Source organism: Pseudomonas sp. R2-60-08W (genome assembly GCF_003852335.1).
GTDB lineage: Bacteria > Pseudomonadota > Gammaproteobacteria > Pseudomonadales > Pseudomonadaceae > Aquipseudomonas.
The window spans coordinates 883,739-903,335 of record NZ_CP027731.1; the positions used below are offsets into that span (position 1 = coordinate 883,739).

Sequence of the window (19,597 nt, forward strand, 5' to 3'; positions counted from 1 at the left end):
TATTCATATACCGTTTCGATCTAGTTGGCGCCCTGAATAGAAGCAGGTGCTGTGCTAGCATGCCCCGCTCGAACACGGCCCGCTGGCCGTCCACACGATCGTTTTTCCGTGAGTAGCCATGGTCGACAAACTGACGCATCTGAAACAGCTGGAGGCGGAAAGCATCCATATTATCCGCGAGGTCGCTGCCGAGTTCGATAACCCGGTGATGCTCTACTCGATCGGTAAAGACTCCGCCGTGATGCTGCATCTGGCCCGCAAGGCCTTCTTCCCGGGCAAATTGCCGTTTCCGGTGATGCACGTCGACACCCGCTGGAAATTCCAGGAAATGTACAAGTTCCGCGACAAGATGGTCGAGGAGCTGGGCCTGGACCTGATCACCCATATCAACCCCGATGGCGTGGCGCAGAACATCAACCCGTTTACCCACGGCAGCGCCAAGCACACCGACATCATGAAGACCGAAGGCCTCAAGCAGGCCCTGGACAAGCATGGTTTCGACGCAGCCTTCGGCGGTGCCCGTCGCGATGAAGAGAAATCCCGCGCCAAAGAGCGCGTGTACTCATTCCGCGACAGCAAGCACCGCTGGGACCCGAAAAACCAGCGCCCGGAGCTGTGGAACGTCTACAACGGCAACGTCAACAAGGGCGAATCGATCCGGGTATTCCCGCTGTCCAACTGGACCGAGCTGGACATCTGGCAGTACATCTACCTGGAAGGCATCCCGATCGTGCCGCTGTACTTCGCCGCCGAACGCGACGTGATCGAGAAGAACGGCACGTTGATCATGATCGACGACGACCGCATCCTCGAGCACCTGTCCGACGAAGACAAAGCCCGTATCGTCAAAAAGAAAGTCCGTTTCCGCACCCTTGGCTGCTACCCGTTAACGGGCGCGGTGGAGTCCGAAGCCGAAACGCTGACGGACATCATTCAGGAAATGCTCCTGACGCGAACTTCCGAGCGCCAGGGCCGGGTCATCGACCATGATGGCGCCGGCTCCATGGAAGATAAAAAACGTCAGGGTTATTTCTAAGGGGTTGTCATGTCGCACGTATCTGATTTGATCAGCGAGGACATCCTCGCCTACCTGGGCCAGCACGAGCGCAAGGAAATGTTGCGCTTCCTGACCTGCGGCAACGTCGATGACGGCAAGAGCACCCTGATCGGGCGACTGCTGCACGACTCCAAGATGATCTACGAAGATCACCTGGAAGCCATCACCCGCGATTCGAAGAAGTCCGGCACCACCGGTGACGACATCGACCTGGCGCTGCTCGTTGACGGCCTGCAGGCCGAGCGTGAACAGGGCATCACCATCGATGTCGCCTACCGCTACTTCTCCACCGCCAAGCGCAAATTCATCATTGCCGATACCCCAGGCCATGAGCAGTACACCCGCAACATGGCCACCGGCGCGTCCACCTGTGACCTGGCGATTATCCTGATCGACGCGCGCTACGGCGTGCAGACCCAGACCCGTCGCCACAGCTTCATCGCCTCGTTGCTGGGCATCAAACACATCGTGGTGGCCGTCAACAAGATGGACATCAATGGCTTTGACCAGAGCGTATTCGAGTCGATCAAGGCCGATTACCTGAAGTTCGCCGACGGTATCGCGTTCAAGCCGAGCACCCTGGCCTTCGTGCCGATGTCGGCGCTCAAGGGCGACAACGTGGTGAACAAGAGCGAGCGTTCGCCGTGGTACACCGGGCAGTCGCTGATGGAGATTCTCGAGACCGTCGAGATCGCCAACGACCGCAACTACACCGACCTGCGTTTCCCGGTGCAGTACGTCAACCGTCCGAACCTGAACTTCCGTGGTTTCGCCGGCACCCTGGCCAGCGGCATCGTGCACAAGGGCGACGACGTCGTGGTGCTGCCGTCGGGCAAGAGCAGCCGCGTCAAATCCATCGTCACCTTCGAGGGCGAGTTGGAACAGGCGGGCCCAGGCCAGGCCGTGACCCTGACCATGGAAGACGAGATCGACATCTCCCGTGGCGACCTGCTGGTGCATGCCGACAACGTGCCGCAAGTGACGGACGCCTTCGACGCCATGCTGGTGTGGATGGCCGAAGAACCGATGCTGCCGGGCAAGAAGTACGACATCAAGCGCGCCACCAGCTATGTGCCGGGCTCCATCACCAGCATTGTGCACCGCGTGGACGTGAACACCCTGGCCGAAGGCCCGGCGAGTTCGCTGCAGTTGAACGAGATTGGCCGGGTCAAGGTCAGCCTCGACGCGGCTATTGCGTTGGACGGTTACGACAGCAACCGCACCACTGGCGCGTTTATCGTCATCGACCGCTTGACCAACGGCACCGTGGCCGCCGGCATGATCATCGCCCCGCCAGTCAGCCATGGCAGCGCGGCGCAGCACGGCAAGTTGGCCCATGTCGCCACCGAAGAACGCGCCCTGCGTTTCGGCCAGCAACCGGCCACCGTGCTGTTCAGCGGCCTGTCCGGCGCCGGCAAGAGCACCTTGGCATATGCGGTCGAGCGCAGGCTGTTCGACATGGGGCGTGCGGTGTTCGTGCTGGACGGCCAGAACTTGCGTCACGACCTCAACAAAGGTCTGCCGCAGGACCGCGCCGGGCGTACCGAGAACTGGCGCCGTGCCGCTCACGTGGCGCGCCAGTTCAACGAAGCCGGCCTGCTGACCCTGGCCGCGTTCGTCGCCCCGGATGCCGAAGGCCGCGAACAGGCCAAGGTGCTGATCGGCAGCGACCGTTTGCTCACGGTATACGTGCAGGCGTCGCCGCAGGTGTGTGCCGAGCGTGATCCGCAAGGGCTGTACGCCGCCGGTGGGGATAACATCCCGGGTGAGTCGTTCCCGTATGACGTGCCGTTGAATGCTGATCTGGTGATCGACACCCAGGCGTTGTCGCTGGAAGAGAGCGTCAAGCAAGTGCTGGAGTTGTTGCGCCAGCGCGGCGCGATCTAAGCGTCACGCGCACAAAAAAGCCCGCCATGTTGGCGGGTTTTTTTATGGGGCCTTGAACACAACTCAGTCAAATGTGGGAGGGGGCTTGCTCCCGATAGCGGTGGTTCAGTAACGGCTGTACTGACTGACACGCCGCCATCGGGAGCAAGCCCCCTCCCACAGGGTGATCACCTTTTGCCAGGAAATTCTGCGTGAAGCTTTTCCAGCAGCGCATCCTTCTCTTCCCACAACCGGTTGATCCAGCCCTGGAACGCCAACCGATATTCCCCATCCTGCTCATAATTCTTGCCGATAAACTCGACCGGAATCTGCACCTCTTTAAACTGCACCACCACATCCTTCACATTCCCGCACAGCAAATCCCAATAACCAGGACGCCCGCCAGGATAGTGAATGGTCACGTTGACCAGCGACTTCAGCTGTTCTCCCATCGCATCCAGCACAAACGCGATACCACCCGCCTTGGGTTTAAGCAGGTGACGAAACGGCGACTTCTGCTGTGCGTGCTTGCCCGGTGTAAACCGTGTGCCCTCGGCAAAGTTGAAAATCCCCACCGGGTTGTTGCGAAACTTCGCACAGGTCTTGCGGGTGGTTTCCAGGTCCTTACCTTTTTTTTCCGGGTGTTTTTCCAGGTACGCCTTGCTATAGCGCTTCATGAACGGAAAGCCCAGCGCCCACCACGCCAAACCAATCACCGGCACCCAGATCAGCTCCTGCTTGAGGAAGAACTTCAGCGGGCGGATGCGTCGATTGAGCACGTATTGCAGCACCATGATGTCGACCCAGCTCTGGTGGTTGCTGGTCACCAGGTACGAGTGCTGATAATCCAGGCCTTCGAGGCCGCTCAGGTGCCAGCGGGTGCGGCATACCAGGTTCATCCAGGCCTTGTTGTTGCTGACCCAGGCTTCGTGCGTGTGGTTCATCAAGCCTTCGCTCAAGCGCTTGGCGAAGGGCAGGGCCTTGAACAGCGCCACGATAAACAGGAACGAGCACAGCAGGATCGTGTTCAGCGCCAACAGCAGCGAGGCGATCACCCCGCGTACGGCGGCAGGTAGAAAATCCAGCATTTAGATATCCATAGGTCGGTTGGCGGCTTGGATCGCGGTCAGGGCGATGGTGTACACGATGTCGTCCACCTGGGCGCCGCGCGGCAGGTCGTTGACCGGTTTGCGCAGGCCCTGGAGCATCGGCCCCAGGCTTACGCAATCGGCGCTGCGTTGCACGGCTTTGTAGGTGGTGTTGCCGGTATTGAGGTCGGGGAACACGAACACCGTGGCCTTGCCGGCGACCTGACTGTTAGGCGCCAGTTGCCGGGCCACGCTTTCATTGGCGGCAGCGTCGTATTGCAGCGGGCCGTCGATCAGCAACGAGCTCTGTTGTTCGTGGGCGAGCAGGGTGGCTTCGCGGACTTTTTCCACTTCCTCACCGCTGGCCGACTCGCCGCTGGAATAGCTGATCATTGCCACGCGCGGGACAATGCCGAATGCCGCCGCCGAGTCGGCGCTCTGCAGGGCAATTTCCGCCAGCTCCGCAGCACTTGGGTGCGGGTTCATCACGCAGTCGCCATACACCAGCACCTGCTCGGGGAACAGCATGAAGAACACCGACGATACCAAGGTGCAGCCCGGCGCCGTCTTGATCAGCTGCAGGGCCGGGCGGATGGTGTTGGCGGTGGAGTGGATCACCCCGGACACCAGGCCGTCCACCTCGTCGAGGGCGAGCATCATGGTGGCGATCACCACGGTGTCTTCCAATTGCTGCTCGGCCATTGGCGCGTTCAGGCTCTTGCTCTTGCGCAGTGCAACCATCGGTTCGACGTAGCGCTGGCGGATCAGGTCCGGGTCAAGTATCTCCAGGCCTTCCGGCAGTTCGATACCTTGGGCCCGCGCCACCGCTTCCACGTCCGCCGGCTTGGCCAGCAGCACACAGCGGGCGATGCCGCGGGCCTGGCAGATAGCGGCGGCCTGCACGGTCAGCGGCTCGCTGCCTTCGGGCAGCACGATGCGCTTGTTGGCGGCCTGGGCGCGCTGGATCAACTGGTAGCGAAACACCGCCGGTGACAAGCGCATCTCCCGTGGGGTGCCGCAGCGTTGGTGCAGCCAGCGCGCATCGAGGTGGCTGGCGACGAAGTCGGTGATGATCTCCGCGCGCTCGCGGTCATCGATGGGGATTTCCTTGTTGAGGCTGTTGAGCTGGTTGGCGGTGTCGTAGGAACCGGTGCTCACCGACAGTACCGGCAACCCGGCCTGGAACGCGCCACGGCACAAATCCATGATGCGCGGGTCGGGCAGGGTGTCGCTGGTCAGCAACAGGCCGGCCAGCGGTACGCCGTTGATCGCGGCCAGGCTGACGGCGAGGATGATGTCGTCGCGATCGCCCGGCGTCACCACCAGCACGCCGGGCTTGAGCAGCTCCACGGTGTTGCGCATGGTGCGCGCGCAGATGATGATCTTGGTCATGCGCCGGGTTTCATAGTCGCCGGCGTTGAGGATCTGCGCGCCCATCAGGTCGGCCACGTCGCGGGTACGTGGCGCGTTGAGTTCGGGCTGGTAGGGAATGCAGCCGAGCAGGCGGAAATCACCGCTGCGCAATAACGGCGAGTGCTCTTTGAGACGCGCCGAGAAGGCCTCCATGCTTTCGTCGGTGCGCACCTTGTTGAGGATCACGCCCAGCACTTTCGGGTCTTTCGGGCCGCCGAACAATTGGGCCTGCAGTTCCACGCGGCCGGACAGTTCGGTGAGCACTTCGTTTTCCGGGGCCGAGACCAGGATCACTTCTGCATCCAGGCTTTTGGCCAGGTGCAGGTTGACCCGTGCCGCATAGCTGGCGCTGCGAGTCGGCACCATGCCTTCGACGATCAGCACGTCCTTGCCCACGGCGGCTTGCTGGTACAGCGTGATGATTTCTTCGAGCAACTCATCGAGCTGGCCGTCGCCGAGCATGCGCTCAACATGGGCCAGGCCCAGGGGTTGCGGCGGCTTCAGGCCGTGGGTGCGCGCCACCAGTTCGGTAGAACGCTCGGGGCCGGTATCGCCAGGGTGTGGCTGGGCAATCGGTTTGAAGAAACCGACTTTCAGCCCGGCCCGTTCCAGGGTGCGCACCAGCCCAAGGCTGATGGAGGTCAGACCCACACCAAAATCGGTGGGCGCGATAAAAAAAGTCTGCATGCGAATTCTCTGGAGGTGCATGGCTGGGGTGGCACTCTATGCGTGAGTGCCTACCGCGAATCAGGCGCCAAGGTTATCGTTATTCGGGGTGTTGCGCACACCAGCCGCACGCAAAGGGCTGGCCGATTTTTTCAAGGCGCTGCGCGGGGTCGAGCACCCAGGCGCGCGACTGCCATGGCGGCTGGTGGCGCAGATGCTGGGTGTGGCCGCAGGACAGCTCGACGACCCAGTGCAGGTCGTCGTCCTGGTGGAATCCGCTGATCGTCGAGACCGTTGGTCGGCCCCGTCTGTCCGGGTTCTGTTCGCTTTCGGGCAAATCCTTGTTTAGACTTGTCCGTTCTTCATTCTTATGCAAAAGGTCTCGCCCCATGACGATCGCCGCTAACAAGGCTGTCTCCATCGACTATACCCTGACCAACGACGCTGGTGAGGTCATCGACAGCTCCGCCGGCGGCGCGCCGCTGGTCTACCTGCAAGGCGCGGGTAACATTATCCCAGGCCTGGAAAAGGCTCTGGAAGGCAAGGCAGTTGGTGATGAACTGACCGTTGCCGTAGAGCCTGAGGATGCCTACGGCGAATACTCCGCCGAACTGGTCAGCACCTTGAGCCGCAGCATGTTCGAAGGTGTTGATGAGCTGGAAGTGGGCATGCAGTTCCACGCTTCCGCCCCGGACGGCCAAATGCAGATCGTGACCATCCGCGACCTGGACGGTGACGACGTGACCGTTGACGGTAACCACCCGCTGGCTGGCCAGCGCCTGAACTTCCAAGTGAAGATCGTTGCCATCCGCGACGCTTCCCAGGAAGAAGTGGCTCATGGTCACGTCCACGGTGAAGGCGGTCATCACCATTGATTGTGGTTTGATCAAGCGGTAGCAAAAACGCCCCGACTGGTTCGGGGCGTTTTTTTATCTGAAATTCACCGCGATCCAAGTGTGGGAGGGGGCTTGCTCCCGATAGCTGAGTGTCAGCCACTGCATCTGGTTACTGATCCACTGCAATCGGGGGCAAGCCCCCTCCCACATTTTGATCTTTGCACTCCAGAAAACAAAAATGCCCCGCACCTTTCGGTACGGGGCATTTCTTAACTGTTTCGCAACCTGGGCTGCGTAGCAGTTGTTACCACTTAGGCTGCAGCAGGAACGCTCAGAGCCTTGATGTGGCCATTCAGGCGGCTCTTATGACGAGCGGCCTTGTTCTTGTGGATGATGCCTTTATCGGCCATACGGTCGATAACTGGCACGGCCAGAACGTAAGCAGCTTGAGCTTTTTCAGCGTCTTTGGTGTCGATGGCTTTAACTACATTCTTGATGTAGGTACGAACCATGGAACGCAGGCTGGCGTTGTGGCTGCGACGCTTCTCAGCCTGTTTTGCACGTTTTTTGGCGGAAGGTGTGTTGGCCACCGTCGAGCTCCTCGAAAGACTTTTTAGGAAATAGCAAACAAAATAGGCCGCGAATCATGCCGATGACTTGATGGGTTGTCAAGGGCGGCTGATGCGAACTGCTGAGTGGTCGATCTGAAGAGGCGGGTGATTTATTTCCGGCGCTTGACCTGTAAACTCGCGAGCTTTGGCTCTGTGCTGTTGCAGGCGCGCAGTATCGCATAAGTAGGCGCTTTGTTCGCCTGCTCTTTATCTATAGGCGCAAACTCTTTCAATGAATCTGCTCAAATCGTTGGCTGCCGTCAGCTCTATCACGATGATCTCCCGGGTTTTGGGGTTTGTGCGTGACACCCTGCTGGCGCGCATTTTTGGCGCCAGTATGGCCACGGACGCCTTCTTTATTGCCTTTAAATTGCCCAACCTGCTGCGCAGAATCTTCGCCGAAGGCGCATTCTCCCAGGCCTTCGTGCCGATCCTGGCCGAATACAAGACCCAGCAGGGCGAGGAGGCAACCCGCACGTTCATCGCCTACGTCTCTGGCCTGCTGACCCTGGTGCTGATGCTGGTGACTCTGGTTGGCATACTCGCCGCGCCCTGGGTGATCTGGGCCACGGCGCCGGGCTTTGCCAACACCCCGGAAAAGTTCGCGCTGACCACCGACCTGCTGCGCGTGACCTTTCCTTATATAGTGCTGATCTCGCTGTCATCCCTCGCCGGGGCAATCCTCAATACCTGGAACCGTTTCTCGGTGCCGGCCTTCGTGCCGACGCTGCTCAACGTCAGCATGATTATCTTCGCGCTGTTCCTCACGCCGTACTTCGACCCACCGGTGATGGCCCTCGGCTGGGCAGTCCTGGCCGGCGGCCTGGCGCAATTGCTCTACCAACTGCCGCATCTGAAAAAAATCGGCATGCTCGTGCTGCCGCGCCTGAACCTCAAGGACACCGGCGTCTGGCGCGTGATGCGCAATATGTTGCCAGCAATCCTCGGGGTGTCGGTCAGTCAGATTTCCCTGATCATCAATACGGCGTTCGCTTCGCTGCTGGTGTCCGGTTCGGTGTCGTGGATGTACTACGCCGACCGCCTGATGGAATTGCCGTCCGGCGTACTCGGGGTGGCCTTGGGGACAATTCTGCTGCCGACCCTGGCGCGCACCTACGCAAGCAAGGACCGCCAGGAGTATTCGCGCATTCTCGACTGGGGCCTGCGCCTGTGCTTCCTGCTGGTGCTGCCATGCGCCTTGGCCTTGGGAATCCTGGCTGAGCCCTTGACGGTCTCGCTGTTTCAATACGGCCAGTTCGACGCCCATGACGCCTTGATGACCCAGCACGCGCTGGTGGCTTACTCCGTCGGCTTGCTCGGTATTATCGTGATCAAGGTGCTGGCGCCGGGCTTCTATGCCCAGCAAAATATCCGCACGCCGGTAAAGATCGCGATTTTCACGCTGATCGTCACGCAACTGCTCAACCTGGTATTTATCGGCCCGCTGGCCCATGCCGGCTTGGCGTTGGCAATCAGTGCCGGTGCGTGCATCAATGCCGGCCTGCTGTTTTATCAACTGCGCAAACAACAGATGTACCAGCCGCAGCCAGGCTGGGGAGTGTTCACCCTCAAGCTGCTCGTGGCGGTCGCCGCGATGTCCGCCGTGTTGCTGGGCCTGATGCATGTCATGCCGGCCTGGGACCAGGGCCATATGCTGGAGCGCTTCATGCGCCTTGGCGTGCTGGTGGTGGCGGGCGTGGTGGTGTACTTCGGGATGTTGCTGCTGCAGGGTTTCCGCCTGCGCGATTTCAATCGCAAGTCCCTGGGGTAGAGAGTTTGTCGCGATAAAACGGCTGTTTTATCGAATCGATCCATTTGGCCTGTGCTGTTGCCTGTCGTCCGGGGCCGGGTGTGGTTATAATCGACCACTTTATGAGCAAGAAGCGCGTTATGCAGCTGGTTCGAGGTCTCCACAACCTGCGCCCCGAGCATCGGGGCTGCGTCGCCACTATTGGCAACTTTGACGGTGTTCACCGTGGCCACCAGGCTATCCTGGCCAGGCTGCGCGAGCGTGCGGTCGAGTTGGGCGTGCCCAGCTGCGTGGTGATTTTCGAGCCGCAGCCGCGGGAATATTTCACTCCCGAGACCGCGCCGGCCCGTCTGGCCCGCCTGCGGGACAAGCTGCAACTGCTGGCTGAAGAAGGCGTCGACCGCGTGCTCTGCCTGGCCTTCAACCAGCGTTTGCAAAGCCTGAGCGCTGCCGAGTTCGTCGACCGCATCCTCGTCGATGGCCTGGGCGTGCAGCATTTGGAAGTCGGCGACGACTTCCGTTTTGGTTGCGACCGCGTCGGAGATTTCGATTTCCTGCAACACGCCGGCGTCAACCAGGGGTTTACCGTCGAAGCCGCGCAAACCGTCGAACTGGACGGCCTGCGCGTGAGCAGTACCCAGGTGCGTAACGCCCTGGCCGCTGCCGACTTCGCCTTGGCCGAGCGTTTGCTCGGTCGCCCGTTCCGCATCGCCGGGCGGGTATTGCACGGCCAGAAGCTGGCGCGCCAACTGGGCACGCCAACCGCCAACGTGCAACTCAAGCGCCGTCGTGTGCCACTCACCGGGGTTTACCTGGTGAGCGTCGACATCGATGGCCAATCGTGGCCGGGAGTCGCCAACATAGGCGTCAGGCCCACGGTTGCAGGTGATGGCAAGGCCCACCTGGAAGTTCACCTTCTGGATTTTGCCGGTGATTTATACGACCGGCGTTTAACGGTGGTTTTCCACCAGAAGCTGCGTGAAGAGCAGCGTTTCGCCTCCCTTGAGGCGTTGAAAACGGCGATCAATGCGGATGTCGCCGCCGCCCGTGCACTAGCCGCACCTAGCGCCCATCGCTAACCGAAGAGCCTTAAATGACCGACTATAAAGCCACGCTAAACCTTCCGGACACCGCCTTCCCAATGAAGGCCGGCCTGCCACAGCGCGAACCGCAGATCCTGCAGCGCTGGGACAGTATTGGCCTGTACGGAAAGTTGCGCGAAATTGGCAAGGATCGTCCGAAATTCGTCCTGCACGACGGCCCTCCTTATGCCAACGGCACGATTCACATCGGTCATGCGCTGAACAAGATTCTCAAGGACATGATCCTGCGTTCGAAAACCCTGTCGGGCTTCGACGCACCGTATGTCCCGGGTTGGGACTGCCACGGCCTGCCGATCGAGCACAAAGTCGAAGTGACCTACGGCAAGAACCTGGGCGCGGATAAAACCCGTGAACTGTGCCGTGCCTACGCCACCGAGCAGATCGAAGGGCAGAAGTCCGAGTTCATCCGTCTGGGTGTGCTGGCCGAGTGGGACAACCCGTACAAAACCATGAACTTCAAGAACGAGGCCGGTGAAATCCGCGCCTTGGCCGAAATCGTCAAGGGCGGCTTCGTGTTCAAGGGCCTCAAGCCCGTGAACTGGTGCTTCGACTGCGGCTCGGCCCTGGCCGAGGCGGAAGTCGAGTACGAGGAAAAGAAATCCTCGACCATCGACGTGGCCTTCCCGATCGCCGACGACGCCAAGCTGGCCGAGGCCTTTGGCCTGGCATCGCTGGCCAAGCCTGCTGCCATCGTGATCTGGACCACCACGCCATGGACCATCCCCGCCAACCAGGCACTGAACGTGCACCCGGAGTTCACCTACGCGCTGGTCGATGTTGGCGATCGCCTGTTGGTGCTGGCCGAAGAAATGGTCGAGTCGTGCCTGGCGCGCTACGAGCTGCAAGGTTCGGTGATCGCCACCACCACCGGCTCCGCGCTGGAATTGATCAACTTCCGTCATCCGTTCTATGACCGCCTGTCGCCGGTATATATGGCTGACTACGTCGAGCTGGGTTCGGGCACGGGCATCGTTCACTGCTCGCCTGCCTATGGCGTGGACGACTTCGTGACCTGCAAGAAGTACGGCATGGTCAACGACGACATCATCAACCCGGTACAGAGCAACGGCGTGTATGTGCCGTCGCTGGAATTCTTCGGCGGGCAGTTCGTCTTCAAGGCCGACCAGCCGATCATCGACAAGCTGCGTGAAGTCGGCGCGCTGATGCAGGCCGACACCATCAAGCACAGCTACATGCACTGCTGGCGCCACAAGACCCCGTTGATCTACCGCGCCACCGCGCAGTGGTTTATCGGCATGGACAAAGAGCCGGCCAGCGGCGAAACCCTGCGCATACGCTCGCTCAAAGCCATCGAAGACACTCAGTTCGTCCCGGCCTGGGGCCAGGCGCGCCTGCACTCGATGATCGCCAACCGTCCGGACTGGTGCATCTCCCGCCAGCGTAACTGGGGCGTGCCGATCCCGTTCTTCCTGAACAAGGAAAGCGGCGAACTGCACCCGCGCACCGTCGAACTGATGGAAGAAGTGGCCCAGCGCATTGAACAGGAAGGCATCGAAGCCTGGTTCAAGCTGGACGCCGCCGAGCTGCTGGGCGATGAAGCGCCGCAGTACGACAAGATCAGCGACACCCTCGACGTGTGGTTCGACTCCGGTACCACCCACTGGCACGTACTGCGCGGCTCGCACCCGATGGGCCACGACAGCGGCCCGCGTGCCGACCTGTACCTGGAAGGTTCCGACCAGCACCGTGGCTGGTTCCACTCCTCGCTGCTGACCGGCTGCGCCATCGACGGCCATGCGCCGTACCGCGAACTGCTGACCCACGGCTTCACCGTCGACGAAAACGGTCGCAAGATGTCCAAGTCGCTGAAGAACGTGATCGAGCCGAAAAAGATCAACGACACCCTGGGCGCCGACATCATGCGCCTGTGGGTAGCGTCGACCGATTACTCGGGCGAAATCGCCGTGTCGGACCAGATCCTGGCCCGCAGCGCCGATGCCTACCGTCGCATCCGTAATACCGCACGCTTCCTGCTGTCGAACCTGACCGGCTTCAACCCGGCCACCGACCTGCTGCCGGCCGAAGACATGCTCGCCCTCGACCGTTGGGCCGTGGACCGTACCCTGTTGTTGCAACGCGAGTTGCAGGAGCATTACGGCGAGTACCGCTTCTGGAACGTCTATTCGAAGATCCACAACTTCTGCGTGCAGGAGCTGGGTGGGTTCTACCTCGACATCATCAAGGACCGCCAGTACACCGCCGGCGCCAACAGCAAGGCGCGCCGCTCGGCGCAGACCGCGCTCTACCACATCAGCGAAGCGCTGGTGCGCTGGATCGCACCGATCCTGGCGTTCACCGCCGACGAACTGTGGGAGTACCTGCCGGGCGAGCGTAACGAGTCCGTCATGCTCAATACCTGGTACGAAGGCCTGACCGAACTGCCGGCCGACTTCGAACTGGGTCGCGCGTACTGGGAAGGCGTGATGGCCGTGAAGGTTGCGGTGAACAAGGAGCTGGAAGTGCAGCGCGCGGCCAAGGCCGTGGGGGGCAACCTGCAAGCCGAAGTCACCCTGTTTGCCGAGGACGGCCTGACCGCCGACCTGGCCAAGCTGAGCAACGAACTGCGCTTTGTGTTGATCACCTCCACCGCCAGCCTGGCGCCATTCGCCCAGGCTCCGGCAGACGCCGTGGCGACTGATGTACCGGGCCTGAAGCTCAAAGTGGTCAAGTCGGCATTCCCTAAATGCGCGCGTTGCTGGCACTGCCGTGAAGATGTCGGCGTGAACCCGGAGCATCCGGAAATCTGCGGTCGTTGCGTGGATAACATCAGCGGTGAAGGCGAGGTTCGCCACTATGCCTAGTAAAAGCATGCCTGACGCCAGCCGTTTCGGACGTCTTGGCTGGCTCGTACTGAGCGTGCTGGTCCTGGTCATCGACCAGGTCAGCAAGGCTCATTTCGAAGGCACCCTGGAAATGTTCCAGCAAATCGTGGTGATCCCGGATTACTTCAGCTGGACCCTGGCCTACAACACTGGCGCGGCCTTCAGCTTCCTCGCCGATGGCGGCGGCTGGCAGCGCTGGCTGTTCGCACTGATCGCCGTGGTGGTCAGTGCGGTGCTGGTGGTCTGGCTCAGGCGCCTGGGCCGTGATGACACCTGGTTGGCCATTGCCCTTGCCCTGGTGCTGGGCGGCGCGCTGGGCAACCTGTACGACCGCATTGCCCTGGGCCATGTGATCGACTTCATCCTCGTGCACTGGCAGAACCGCCATTATTTCCCGGCGTTCAACTTCGCCGATAGCGCCATCACCGTTGGTGCAATCATGCTGGCGCTGGATATGTTCAAGAGCAAGAAAACCGGAGAGACCGTCAATGACTGATCAGGTATTGGCTGAGCAACGCATCGGCCAGAACACGGAAGTCACTTTGCACTTTGCATTGCGCCTGGAGAATGGCGACACGGTCGACAGCACTTTCGATAAAGCCCCGGCGACCTTCAAGGTCGGCGATGGCAACCTGTTGCCGGGTTTTGAGACGGCGCTGTTCGGATTCAAGGCTGGCGATAAGCGCAACCTGCAGATCCCGCCGGAAAATGCCTTTGGCCAGCCCAACCCGCAAAACGTGCAGATCATCCCGCGTTCGCAGTTCGAAGGCATGGACCTGTCGGAAGGCCTGCTGGTGATCTTCAATGATGCGGCGAATACGGAATTGCCCGGCGTGGTCAAAGCCTTCGATGACGCGCAAGTGACCATCGACTTCAACCACCCGTTGGCCGGCAAGACACTGACCTTCGACGTCGAGATTATCCACGTCAAGGCGCTGGTCTAAAATGTGGGAGGGGGCTTGCCCCCGATGGCGGTGGGTCAGTCTGACAATTGACTGGCTGACACTGCGCAATTCGGGAACAAGCCCATTCCCACCTTTGATTCCCATTGTCCCTTCGGTCAGCAACACCCCTGACCCAAAGTGGCTGCAAGACACGAGGCACAGCATGCAAATCAAACTCGCCAACCCCCGTGGCTTCTGCGCCGGCGTGGACCGGGCGATCGAAATCGTCAACCGCGCCCTGGAAGTCTTCGGCCCGCCGATTTATGTGCGGCATGAAGTCGTCCACAACAAGTTCGTGGTCGAAGACCTGCGTGCTCGCGGAGCCATCTTCGTCGAAGAGCTCGACCAGGTGCCCGATGATGTCATCGTTATCTTCAGTGCCCACGGCGTGTCCCAGGCCGTACGCACCGAAGCGGCCGGCCGTGGCCTGAAAGTGTTCGACGCCACTTGCCCGCTGGTGACCAAGGTGCACATCGAAGTGGCGCGCTACAGCCGTGATGGCCGCGAATGCATCCTGATCGGCCACGCCGGCCATCCGGAGGTCGAAGGCACCATGGGCCAGTATGACGCCAGCAATGGCGGCGCGATCTACCTGGTGGAAGACGAAAAAGACGTTGCCAGCTTGCAGGTGCAAAACCCTGAACGCTTGGCCTTCGTCACCCAGACCACCTTGTCCATGGACGATACCAGCCGCGTTATCGACGCACTGCGCACGCGATTCCCGGCCATCGGCGGCCCGCGCAAGGACGACATCTGCTACGCCACGCAAAACCGCCAGGATGCAGTCAAGCAGCTGGCCGATGAGTGTGATGTGGTGCTGGTGGTCGGCAGCCCTAACAGCTCCAACTCCAACCGTTTGCGCGAGTTGGCTGAGCGCATGGCGACGCCGGCGTACCTGATCGACGGCGCCGAGGACATGCAGCGTAGTTGGTTCGACGGCGTAGAGCGCATCGGCATTACGGCAGGCGCCTCGGCCCCGGAAGTTTTGGTGCGCGGCGTGATCCAGCAACTGCACGCCTGGGGTGCCACCGGCGCCGATGAGCTGGCGGGCCGGGAAGAAAACATTACGTTTTCAATGCCCAAGGAATTACGGGTTCGCTCGCTGCTCTGACCCCCTGGCGGCTGGGTTAACCTCGGCATAGCGCCTGCTCGGTCTTATCACTGCGCAGGCTGATACGCCCGCTGGGAGCGAGCACGACCTGATACAGGCTCTGGGCCTGTTGTGTGTCGCACACATGCACGGTGCCGGCACGAAATCCCCCGCCCGCAAACACCGGTTCCCCCAAACCGCTGAAACGAACCTGGCTGCTGACCGGGCCATTGCCGGCAACCGGTACTTGCCCGCTGTCCTGTCGCTCCAGTAGCACCGGATTATCGTCGTCCAGGTGGCCGCGCCCACTGATATCCAGTATCACCCGCCATCCTTGGCTCCAGTCTTCATCCCGCGCATGGATCACCACCGCACGATTGCGTGCAATCGCCTCGGTGCGCGCGTAACGCAGCCCGTCGGCCAGTGCCTGGGCCACGCTTTGTCGCTGCTGCGATTCCAGCAAACCTTTGAAGTTGGGTATGGCCAGCTGCGCCAGAACACCCGTCACGATCAATCCCAGTAGTAATTCGATCAGGGTGAAACCTCGTTGTGTCATGTGTGCTCCCTCCGTGGATGCGAGTGATCGTCAAGTGGCAGGCATAGGTATAGCGCCTGGTCTCTGGTGCTGAATGATGGCCTTTACGTCCAATGTATTTCCCTTTGTTCCGGTAGCGGCAGCGGTCGAAAACCGACGCTAGTCTTGGGACGCACAACAGGTTTTTCCTGTTTTCCTAAGGCCTTCGACATGGATGACGACGGTATGCCTTTCTGCCGGAATACGTTTTCTCTACGCGCTTTTTATCGGCTCCAATCCGGCATGACGCTGATCGAGGTGCTGGTCGCGGTGCTGGTCCTGGCGCTCGGACTGCTGGGGGCCGCGGCGATCCAGCTCAACGCGCTCAAGACCACCGACAGCGCAAGGATGACCAGCCAAGCCAGTTTTATTGCCTACGACATGCTCGACCGTATTCGCGCCAACGCCGCTGTCGATTACTCCCAGGCTCGCACCGGCAGCACCTCGGCTACCAGCGTGCGTGACCTGGACCTGCGTGACTTCGAGGCCAATATCACTGGTTTTGCCGGCAAGGACGCCAAGGGTGCGATAGCGGCCAGCGGCGATGAGGTCACTGTCAGCATCAGTTGGGAAAACGCCAGAGGTGGGAGCGGCCTGGGTGAGCGGCAAACCTTCAGTCTCACCAGTCGGATCGCCAATGGGCAAGGGCGGTTGCAATGATCCGCCCTGCGCGAGGTTTCGGGCTGGTGGAGTTGCTGCTGGCGCTGGCCGTCGGGCTGGTGGTAGTGCTCGGGGCGAGCCAGGTGCTGATCGGTTCGCGGTTGACCCAGGCCAGCCAGCAGGCCGCCATGGTGCTGCAGGACGATGCGCGGTTCGTCCTGAGCAAGCTGACCCAGGATATTCGCCAGGCGGGCATGCTGGGGTGTCTGGCCACGGCTTTTATCGACAACGCCCCGGCGGCCTTTGATCGGCCGATTGGCTGGGAAGTGTCGGCAAGCGCAAAGTCACTGACACTGGTGACCGCCAATGCCAGCGACGGCGCAGGCAAGCCTGACTGGACGGTGGTGTCCGACTGCAAGGAGGCCGCTCAGGCCTTCACCGGGGCGCCGTCTGGGATTGCGCCCGGGCAGATTCGTTTCGCCATACGCGAGCTCACCTACACCTATGAGACGGGCCAGTTGAAGATCAGTACTCCGTCAGCTCCGGCCAAAGCCGTACTGATGGATAACGTACGGGCCTTCGAGATCAGTTTTGGTGTGGCGGCCAGGCCTGAATCGACCGGCGTGGTGCGTTACGACAGCCACCCGGCCGACGCATCGTTGATACGCAGCGTGCGCATCCTCATGACCCTGCAAGACCCCACCGGGCGAGTGAAAGACCAGGCCTACGCCGTCGTGGCGGCACTGCGCAACCGGCTGGAGTAGGGCGATGACGATGATGCGGTGTAGCCAGGTGCGGCAGGCGGGGATGGTATTGCTGATCAGCCTGGTATTTCTGCTGTTGTTGTCACTGGTGGGGTTGTCGTCGATGCAGGGCGCGCTCGCTCAGCAGAAGGCGGCTAATAGCCTCTGGCAGCGTAATCAATCGTTCCAGACGGCTGAAAGTGGCCTGCGGCTGGGGGAGTTGGCGGTGCGCAGGGGCGGACAGGTGATGCCGGTTTGCCAGTCGATCATCAGTTGCGCGCCGCCCGACGAAGCTTCATCGGTGGTGGGCGCCGGACATAATCCGGTCTCGGCGGTGACGTGGGTGAAGTTCAAGGACGGGGTGTATGGCGTTCAATCCCTGGGCGTGGGTTCGGGCCAGGCACATTTGCCGCCGTATGCCGCAGGCGCGCTCTTTCGGGTGACGGCCGTCGGGCTTGGTGGCCGATCGCGCACCGTGCTGGAGACTGTGTATGCGCGGGTGGAAGAGGGCGACGGCGAACGGTTTCGGCGAGTCTTATGGCGGCAACTTCAATAAGGAGCAATCGAATGGGCATGGATAGCCAGGGCTTTACCCTGATCGAATTATTGATCGCCGTGGCGATCATTGCGTTGCTGGGCGGGATCGCTTACCCCGCCTATACCGTCCAGGTGAAAAAGGTCTACCGGGTGCAGATCGTCGCGCTGCTGGCCGAGCAAGCTCAGTACCTGGAGCGCTTTTACACGCGCAACGGCACTTATATTGACGCAAGCGGCGTCAGTACGGGCAACGATCACTATAGAATCAGCGCAGTCTTGAACCCTCAGGATTTTGCCTTGCTGGCCACGCCTGCCACGGGCTCTGTCATGGCGGACGACGCCTGTGGCCGGTTCAGCTTGACCAGCACCGGCATGCGGAGCAATCCGGGAGCGCCGCCAGAGATGTCGCTCAAGGCATGCTGGGGGCAGTGATGAGAGTACTGGATGAATGGGCGCCGGGCGCGCTTTTCCCTTTTTATCGGCTGGATCAAATGATGGCTAAGCAACAGCGAGTAGTGATTGTCGGCGGCGGAGTGATTGGCTTGTTGACGGCATACAACCTGGCGAACCGGGGGCTGGCGGTCATATTGCTGGAGCGCGCCGGGCTTGGGCAGGAATCATCCTGGGCCGGCGGCGGAATTGTTTCGCCGTTGTATCCGTGGCGCTATAGCCCGGCGGTGACTGCCTTGGCCCACTGGTCCCAGGATTTCTACCCGCAGCTGGCGCAACGGCTGTTCGCCGCGACCGGGGTTGATCCTGAGGTTCACACCACGGGCCTGTATTGGCTCGACCTGGATGACGAAGCCGAGGCTCTGGCCTGGGCTGCGCGTGAAGGCCGGCCGTTGAGTAAAGTGGACGTGTCGGCCGCCCATGACGCGGTCCCGGTGCTGGGCGGCGGTTATTCGCGGGCGATCTACATGGCCGACGTGGCCAATGTACGCAATCCGCGCCTGGTCAAATCACTCAAGGCGGCGTTGTCGGCGTTGCCCGGTGTGACGATTCACGAGCAGTGCGAGGTCGCTGGATTTATTGTGAAAGGCGGCACTGTGGTGGGCGTGAATACGTCTGCTGGCGCCATCACGGGTGATCAGGTGGTGCTTGCGGCCGGTGCCTGGAGCGGGGCGTTGCTGGGAAAACTGGGCTTGGCGCTGCCCGTGGAGCCGGTAAAGGGCCAGATGATCCTGTACAAATGCGCGCCTGACTTTTTATCGAGCATGGTCCTGGCCAAAGGACGCTATGCGATCCCGCGACGTGATGGGCACATTCTGATTGGCAGCACCCTGGAGCATGAGGGGTTCGATAAAACGCCGACCGAAACCGCACTGGAAAGTCTCAAGGCTTCCGCAGTGGAGTTGCTTCCCGCCCTGACGGACGCCGAGGTGGTGGGGCATTGGGCGGGGTTACGGCCCGGCTCGCCGGAAGGCATCCCTTATATCGGCGAGGTGCCCGGCTTCAAGGGCCTGTGGCTCAATTGCGGGCACTACCGCAATGGCTTGGTGCTTGCCCCGGCGTCCTGCCAGTTGTTTGCCGACTTGTTGCTGGGGCATGCGCCGATCATCGACCCGGCACCTTACGCGCCCGCCGGTCGACTCAACGCTGGATAGACTTCGGCCCTTGCTGCAGGTGCGCCTGGGTGCAATACCATTGCTGGCCCGAGCTCAGCGCGCGATCCTGCGGCACATGCACGCCGCAATGGGCGCAACGCACCATCAGTGCGGCATTGGGTTCGCCGGTACGGGGTTGGCCGGCCGCGGGGCTTTTAAATTTGCGCCAGAGCCATACCGCAGCGGCAATGACGGCGATCCAGAACAATAGACGAAGCATGATGGGCAGTTTCTCGATGAGGAATGCGCCAGTTTAGCCAAGGTCGTCATGG

19 protein-coding genes and 1 pseudogene are annotated in these 19,597 nt (G+C 61.2%); 14 read left to right on the forward strand and 6 right to left on the reverse strand.

Annotated elements, in window-relative coordinates; translation table 11 throughout:
• Positions 1–118: 118 nt before the first annotated feature.
• Together cysD and cysN are read left to right on the forward strand one after the other, a co-directional pair.
• On the forward strand, positions 119–1,036 hold the full coding sequence (cysD, locus tag C4J90_RS03850) for a sulfate adenylyltransferase subunit CysD (RefSeq protein ID WP_003171640.1): 918 nt from the start codon (positions 119–121) through the stop codon (positions 1,034–1,036).
• A gap of 9 nt (positions 1,037–1,045) precedes the next feature.
• Positions 1,046–2,944, forward strand: coding sequence for a sulfate adenylyltransferase subunit CysN (cysN, locus tag C4J90_RS03855; RefSeq protein WP_124419261.1), 1,899 nt, complete (start codon positions 1,046–1,048; stop codon positions 2,942–2,944).
• Positions 2,945–3,111: 167 nt separating this feature from the next.
• Here cysN and C4J90_RS03860 read toward each other — a convergent pair whose 3' ends face one another.
• From C4J90_RS03860 to C4J90_RS03870, 3 genes are all read right to left on the reverse strand, one after another.
• Entirely contained in the window at positions 3,112–4,011 is a 900-nt protein-coding gene (locus tag C4J90_RS03860; RefSeq protein ID WP_124419262.1) for an acyltransferase, read from the reverse strand.
• Entirely contained in the window at positions 4,012–6,111 is a 2,100-nt protein-coding gene (pta, locus tag C4J90_RS03865) for a phosphate acetyltransferase (protein ID WP_124365770.1), read from the reverse strand.
• 79 nt (positions 6,112–6,190) lie between these two features.
• Entirely contained in the window at positions 6,191–6,481 is a 291-nt protein-coding gene (locus C4J90_RS03870; protein WP_164485281.1) for a DUF3565 domain-containing protein, read from the reverse strand.
• Between C4J90_RS03870 and C4J90_RS03875 the strand changes: the two genes are divergently transcribed.
• Positions 6,480–6,965, forward strand: coding sequence for a peptidylprolyl isomerase (locus C4J90_RS03875; protein ID WP_003171645.1), 486 nt, complete (start codon positions 6,480–6,482; stop codon positions 6,963–6,965). The two genes, C4J90_RS03870 and C4J90_RS03875, sit on opposite strands and share 2 nt — an antisense overlap.
• 272 nt (positions 6,966–7,237) lie before the next feature.
• On the opposite strand, the gene rpsT is transcribed toward C4J90_RS03875, so the two are convergent.
• Entirely contained in the window at positions 7,238–7,516 is a 279-nt protein-coding gene (rpsT, locus tag C4J90_RS03880) for a 30S ribosomal protein S20 (RefSeq protein WP_003188401.1), read from the reverse strand.
• A gap of 253 nt (positions 7,517–7,769) precedes the next feature.
• On the opposite strand from rpsT, the gene murJ reads away from it, so the two are divergent.
• From murJ to ispH, 6 genes are all read left to right on the forward strand, one after another.
• Entirely contained in the window at positions 7,770–9,308 is a 1,539-nt protein-coding gene (gene murJ / locus C4J90_RS03885; protein WP_124361224.1) for a murein biosynthesis integral membrane protein MurJ, read from the forward strand.
• Positions 9,309–9,427: 119 nt separating this feature from the next.
• The gene (ribF, locus tag C4J90_RS03890) at positions 9,428–10,366 is read left to right on the forward strand and encodes a bifunctional riboflavin kinase/FAD synthetase (RefSeq protein ID WP_010213269.1); all 939 of its coding nucleotides are present in this window, start codon (positions 9,428–9,430) and stop codon (positions 10,364–10,366) included.
• Positions 10,367–10,380: 14 nt separating this feature from the next.
• A complete protein-coding gene (ileS, locus tag C4J90_RS03895; RefSeq protein ID WP_124419263.1) occupies positions 10,381–13,212 on the forward strand; it encodes an isoleucine--tRNA ligase in 2,832 nt (943 codons plus the stop codon).
• Positions 13,213–13,219: 7 nt separating this feature from the next.
• Positions 13,220–13,729: a signal peptidase II gene (gene lspA / locus C4J90_RS03900; protein WP_124421183.1), complete on the forward strand. Its 510-nt coding sequence runs from the start codon at positions 13,220–13,222 to the stop codon at positions 13,727–13,729.
• Between the two features lie 7 nt (positions 13,730–13,736).
• Positions 13,737–14,177, forward strand: coding sequence for a peptidylprolyl isomerase (locus C4J90_RS03905; protein WP_177413419.1), 441 nt, complete (start codon positions 13,737–13,739; stop codon positions 14,175–14,177).
• A gap of 163 nt (positions 14,178–14,340) precedes the next feature.
• Complete coding sequence (ispH, locus tag C4J90_RS03910; protein WP_124361227.1) at positions 14,341–15,288, forward strand: 4-hydroxy-3-methylbut-2-enyl diphosphate reductase; 948 nt, start codon at positions 14,341–14,343, stop codon at positions 15,286–15,288.
• Positions 15,289–15,307: 19 nt separating this feature from the next.
• Here ispH and C4J90_RS03915 read toward each other — a convergent pair.
• Positions 15,308–15,823, reverse strand: a pseudogene (locus tag C4J90_RS03915) (GspH/FimT family pseudopilin); the annotation flags it as partial.
• Between the two features lie 204 nt (positions 15,824–16,027).
• On the opposite strand from C4J90_RS03915, the gene pilV reads away from it, so the two are divergent.
• The 5 genes from pilV to thiO all read left to right on the forward strand — a co-directional run bounded on the left by pilV (position 16,028) and on the right by thiO (position 19,325).
• On the forward strand, positions 16,028–16,501 hold the full coding sequence (gene pilV / locus C4J90_RS03920; protein ID WP_124421184.1) for a type IV pilus modification protein PilV: 474 nt from the start codon (positions 16,028–16,030) through the stop codon (positions 16,499–16,501).
• Complete coding sequence (locus C4J90_RS03925; protein WP_124419265.1) at positions 16,498–17,205, forward strand: prepilin-type N-terminal cleavage/methylation domain-containing protein; 708 nt, start codon at positions 16,498–16,500, stop codon at positions 17,203–17,205. The genes pilV and C4J90_RS03925 overlap by 4 nt, the downstream gene beginning before the upstream one ends.
• Before the next feature lie 4 nt (positions 17,206–17,209).
• Positions 17,210–17,740, forward strand: coding sequence for a PilX N-terminal domain-containing pilus assembly protein (locus C4J90_RS03930; protein ID WP_256658913.1), 531 nt, complete (start codon positions 17,210–17,212; stop codon positions 17,738–17,740).
• A gap of 11 nt (positions 17,741–17,751) precedes the next feature.
• Positions 17,752–18,153, forward strand: coding sequence for a type IV pilin protein (locus C4J90_RS03935; RefSeq protein WP_124413810.1), 402 nt, complete (start codon positions 17,752–17,754; stop codon positions 18,151–18,153).
• Between the two features lie 62 nt (positions 18,154–18,215).
• Positions 18,216–19,325 carry a glycine oxidase ThiO gene (thiO, locus tag C4J90_RS03940; protein WP_124419266.1) on the forward strand — a complete coding sequence of 370 codons (1,110 nt, stop codon included), beginning with the start codon at positions 18,216–18,218 and terminating at the stop codon, positions 19,323–19,325.
• Here the strand turns inward: thiO and C4J90_RS03945 are convergent.
• Complete coding sequence (locus C4J90_RS03945; protein ID WP_124361233.1) at positions 19,312–19,545, reverse strand: PP0621 family protein; 234 nt, start codon at positions 19,543–19,545, stop codon at positions 19,312–19,314. The two genes, thiO and C4J90_RS03945, sit on opposite strands and share 14 nt — an antisense overlap.
• Positions 19,546–19,597 lie beyond the last annotated feature (52 nt).

What these genes read in the sequence shown, in the direction of transcription:
- C4J90_RS03875 (WP_003171645.1), top strand. Translation starts at nt 6,480, where the DNA reads ATGACGATCGCCGCTAACAAGGCTGTCTCCATCGACTATACCCTGACC.
- lspA (WP_124421183.1), top strand. Translation starts at nt 13,220, where the DNA reads ATGCCTGACGCCAGCCGTTTCGGACGTCTTGGCTGGCTCGTACTGAGC.
- thiO (WP_124419266.1), top strand. Translation starts at nt 18,216, where the DNA reads ATGGCTAAGCAACAGCGAGTAGTGATTGTCGGCGGCGGAGTGATTGGC.
- ispH (WP_124361227.1), top strand. Translation starts at nt 14,341, where the DNA reads ATGCAAATCAAACTCGCCAACCCCCGTGGCTTCTGCGCCGGCGTGGAC.
- pta (WP_124365770.1), bottom strand. Translation starts at nt 6,111, where the DNA reads ATGCAGACTTTTTTTATCGCGCCCACCGATTTTGGTGTGGGTCTGACC.
- C4J90_RS03870 (WP_164485281.1), bottom strand. Translation starts at nt 6,481, where the DNA reads ATGGGGCGAGACCTTTTGCATAAGAATGAAGAACGGACAAGTCTAAAC.
- C4J90_RS03930 (WP_256658913.1), top strand. Translation starts at nt 17,210, where the DNA reads ATGACGATGATGCGGTGTAGCCAGGTGCGGCAGGCGGGGATGGTATTG.
- C4J90_RS03935 (WP_124413810.1), top strand. Translation starts at nt 17,752, where the DNA reads ATGGGCATGGATAGCCAGGGCTTTACCCTGATCGAATTATTGATCGCC.
- murJ (WP_124361224.1), top strand. Translation starts at nt 7,770, where the DNA reads ATGAATCTGCTCAAATCGTTGGCTGCCGTCAGCTCTATCACGATGATC.
- ribF (WP_010213269.1), top strand. Translation starts at nt 9,428, where the DNA reads ATGCAGCTGGTTCGAGGTCTCCACAACCTGCGCCCCGAGCATCGGGGC.
- C4J90_RS03945 (WP_124361233.1), bottom strand. Translation starts at nt 19,545, where the DNA reads ATGCTTCGTCTATTGTTCTGGATCGCCGTCATTGCCGCTGCGGTATGG.
- C4J90_RS03860 (WP_124419262.1), bottom strand. Translation starts at nt 4,011, where the DNA reads ATGCTGGATTTTCTACCTGCCGCCGTACGCGGGGTGATCGCCTCGCTG.
- cysD (WP_003171640.1), top strand. Translation starts at nt 119, where the DNA reads ATGGTCGACAAACTGACGCATCTGAAACAGCTGGAGGCGGAAAGCATC.
- ileS (WP_124419263.1), top strand. Translation starts at nt 10,381, where the DNA reads ATGACCGACTATAAAGCCACGCTAAACCTTCCGGACACCGCCTTCCCA.
- pilV (WP_124421184.1), top strand. Translation starts at nt 16,028, where the DNA reads ATGCCTTTCTGCCGGAATACGTTTTCTCTACGCGCTTTTTATCGGCTC.
- C4J90_RS03925 (WP_124419265.1), top strand. Translation starts at nt 16,498, where the DNA reads ATGATCCGCCCTGCGCGAGGTTTCGGGCTGGTGGAGTTGCTGCTGGCG.
- cysN (WP_124419261.1), top strand. Translation starts at nt 1,046, where the DNA reads ATGTCGCACGTATCTGATTTGATCAGCGAGGACATCCTCGCCTACCTG.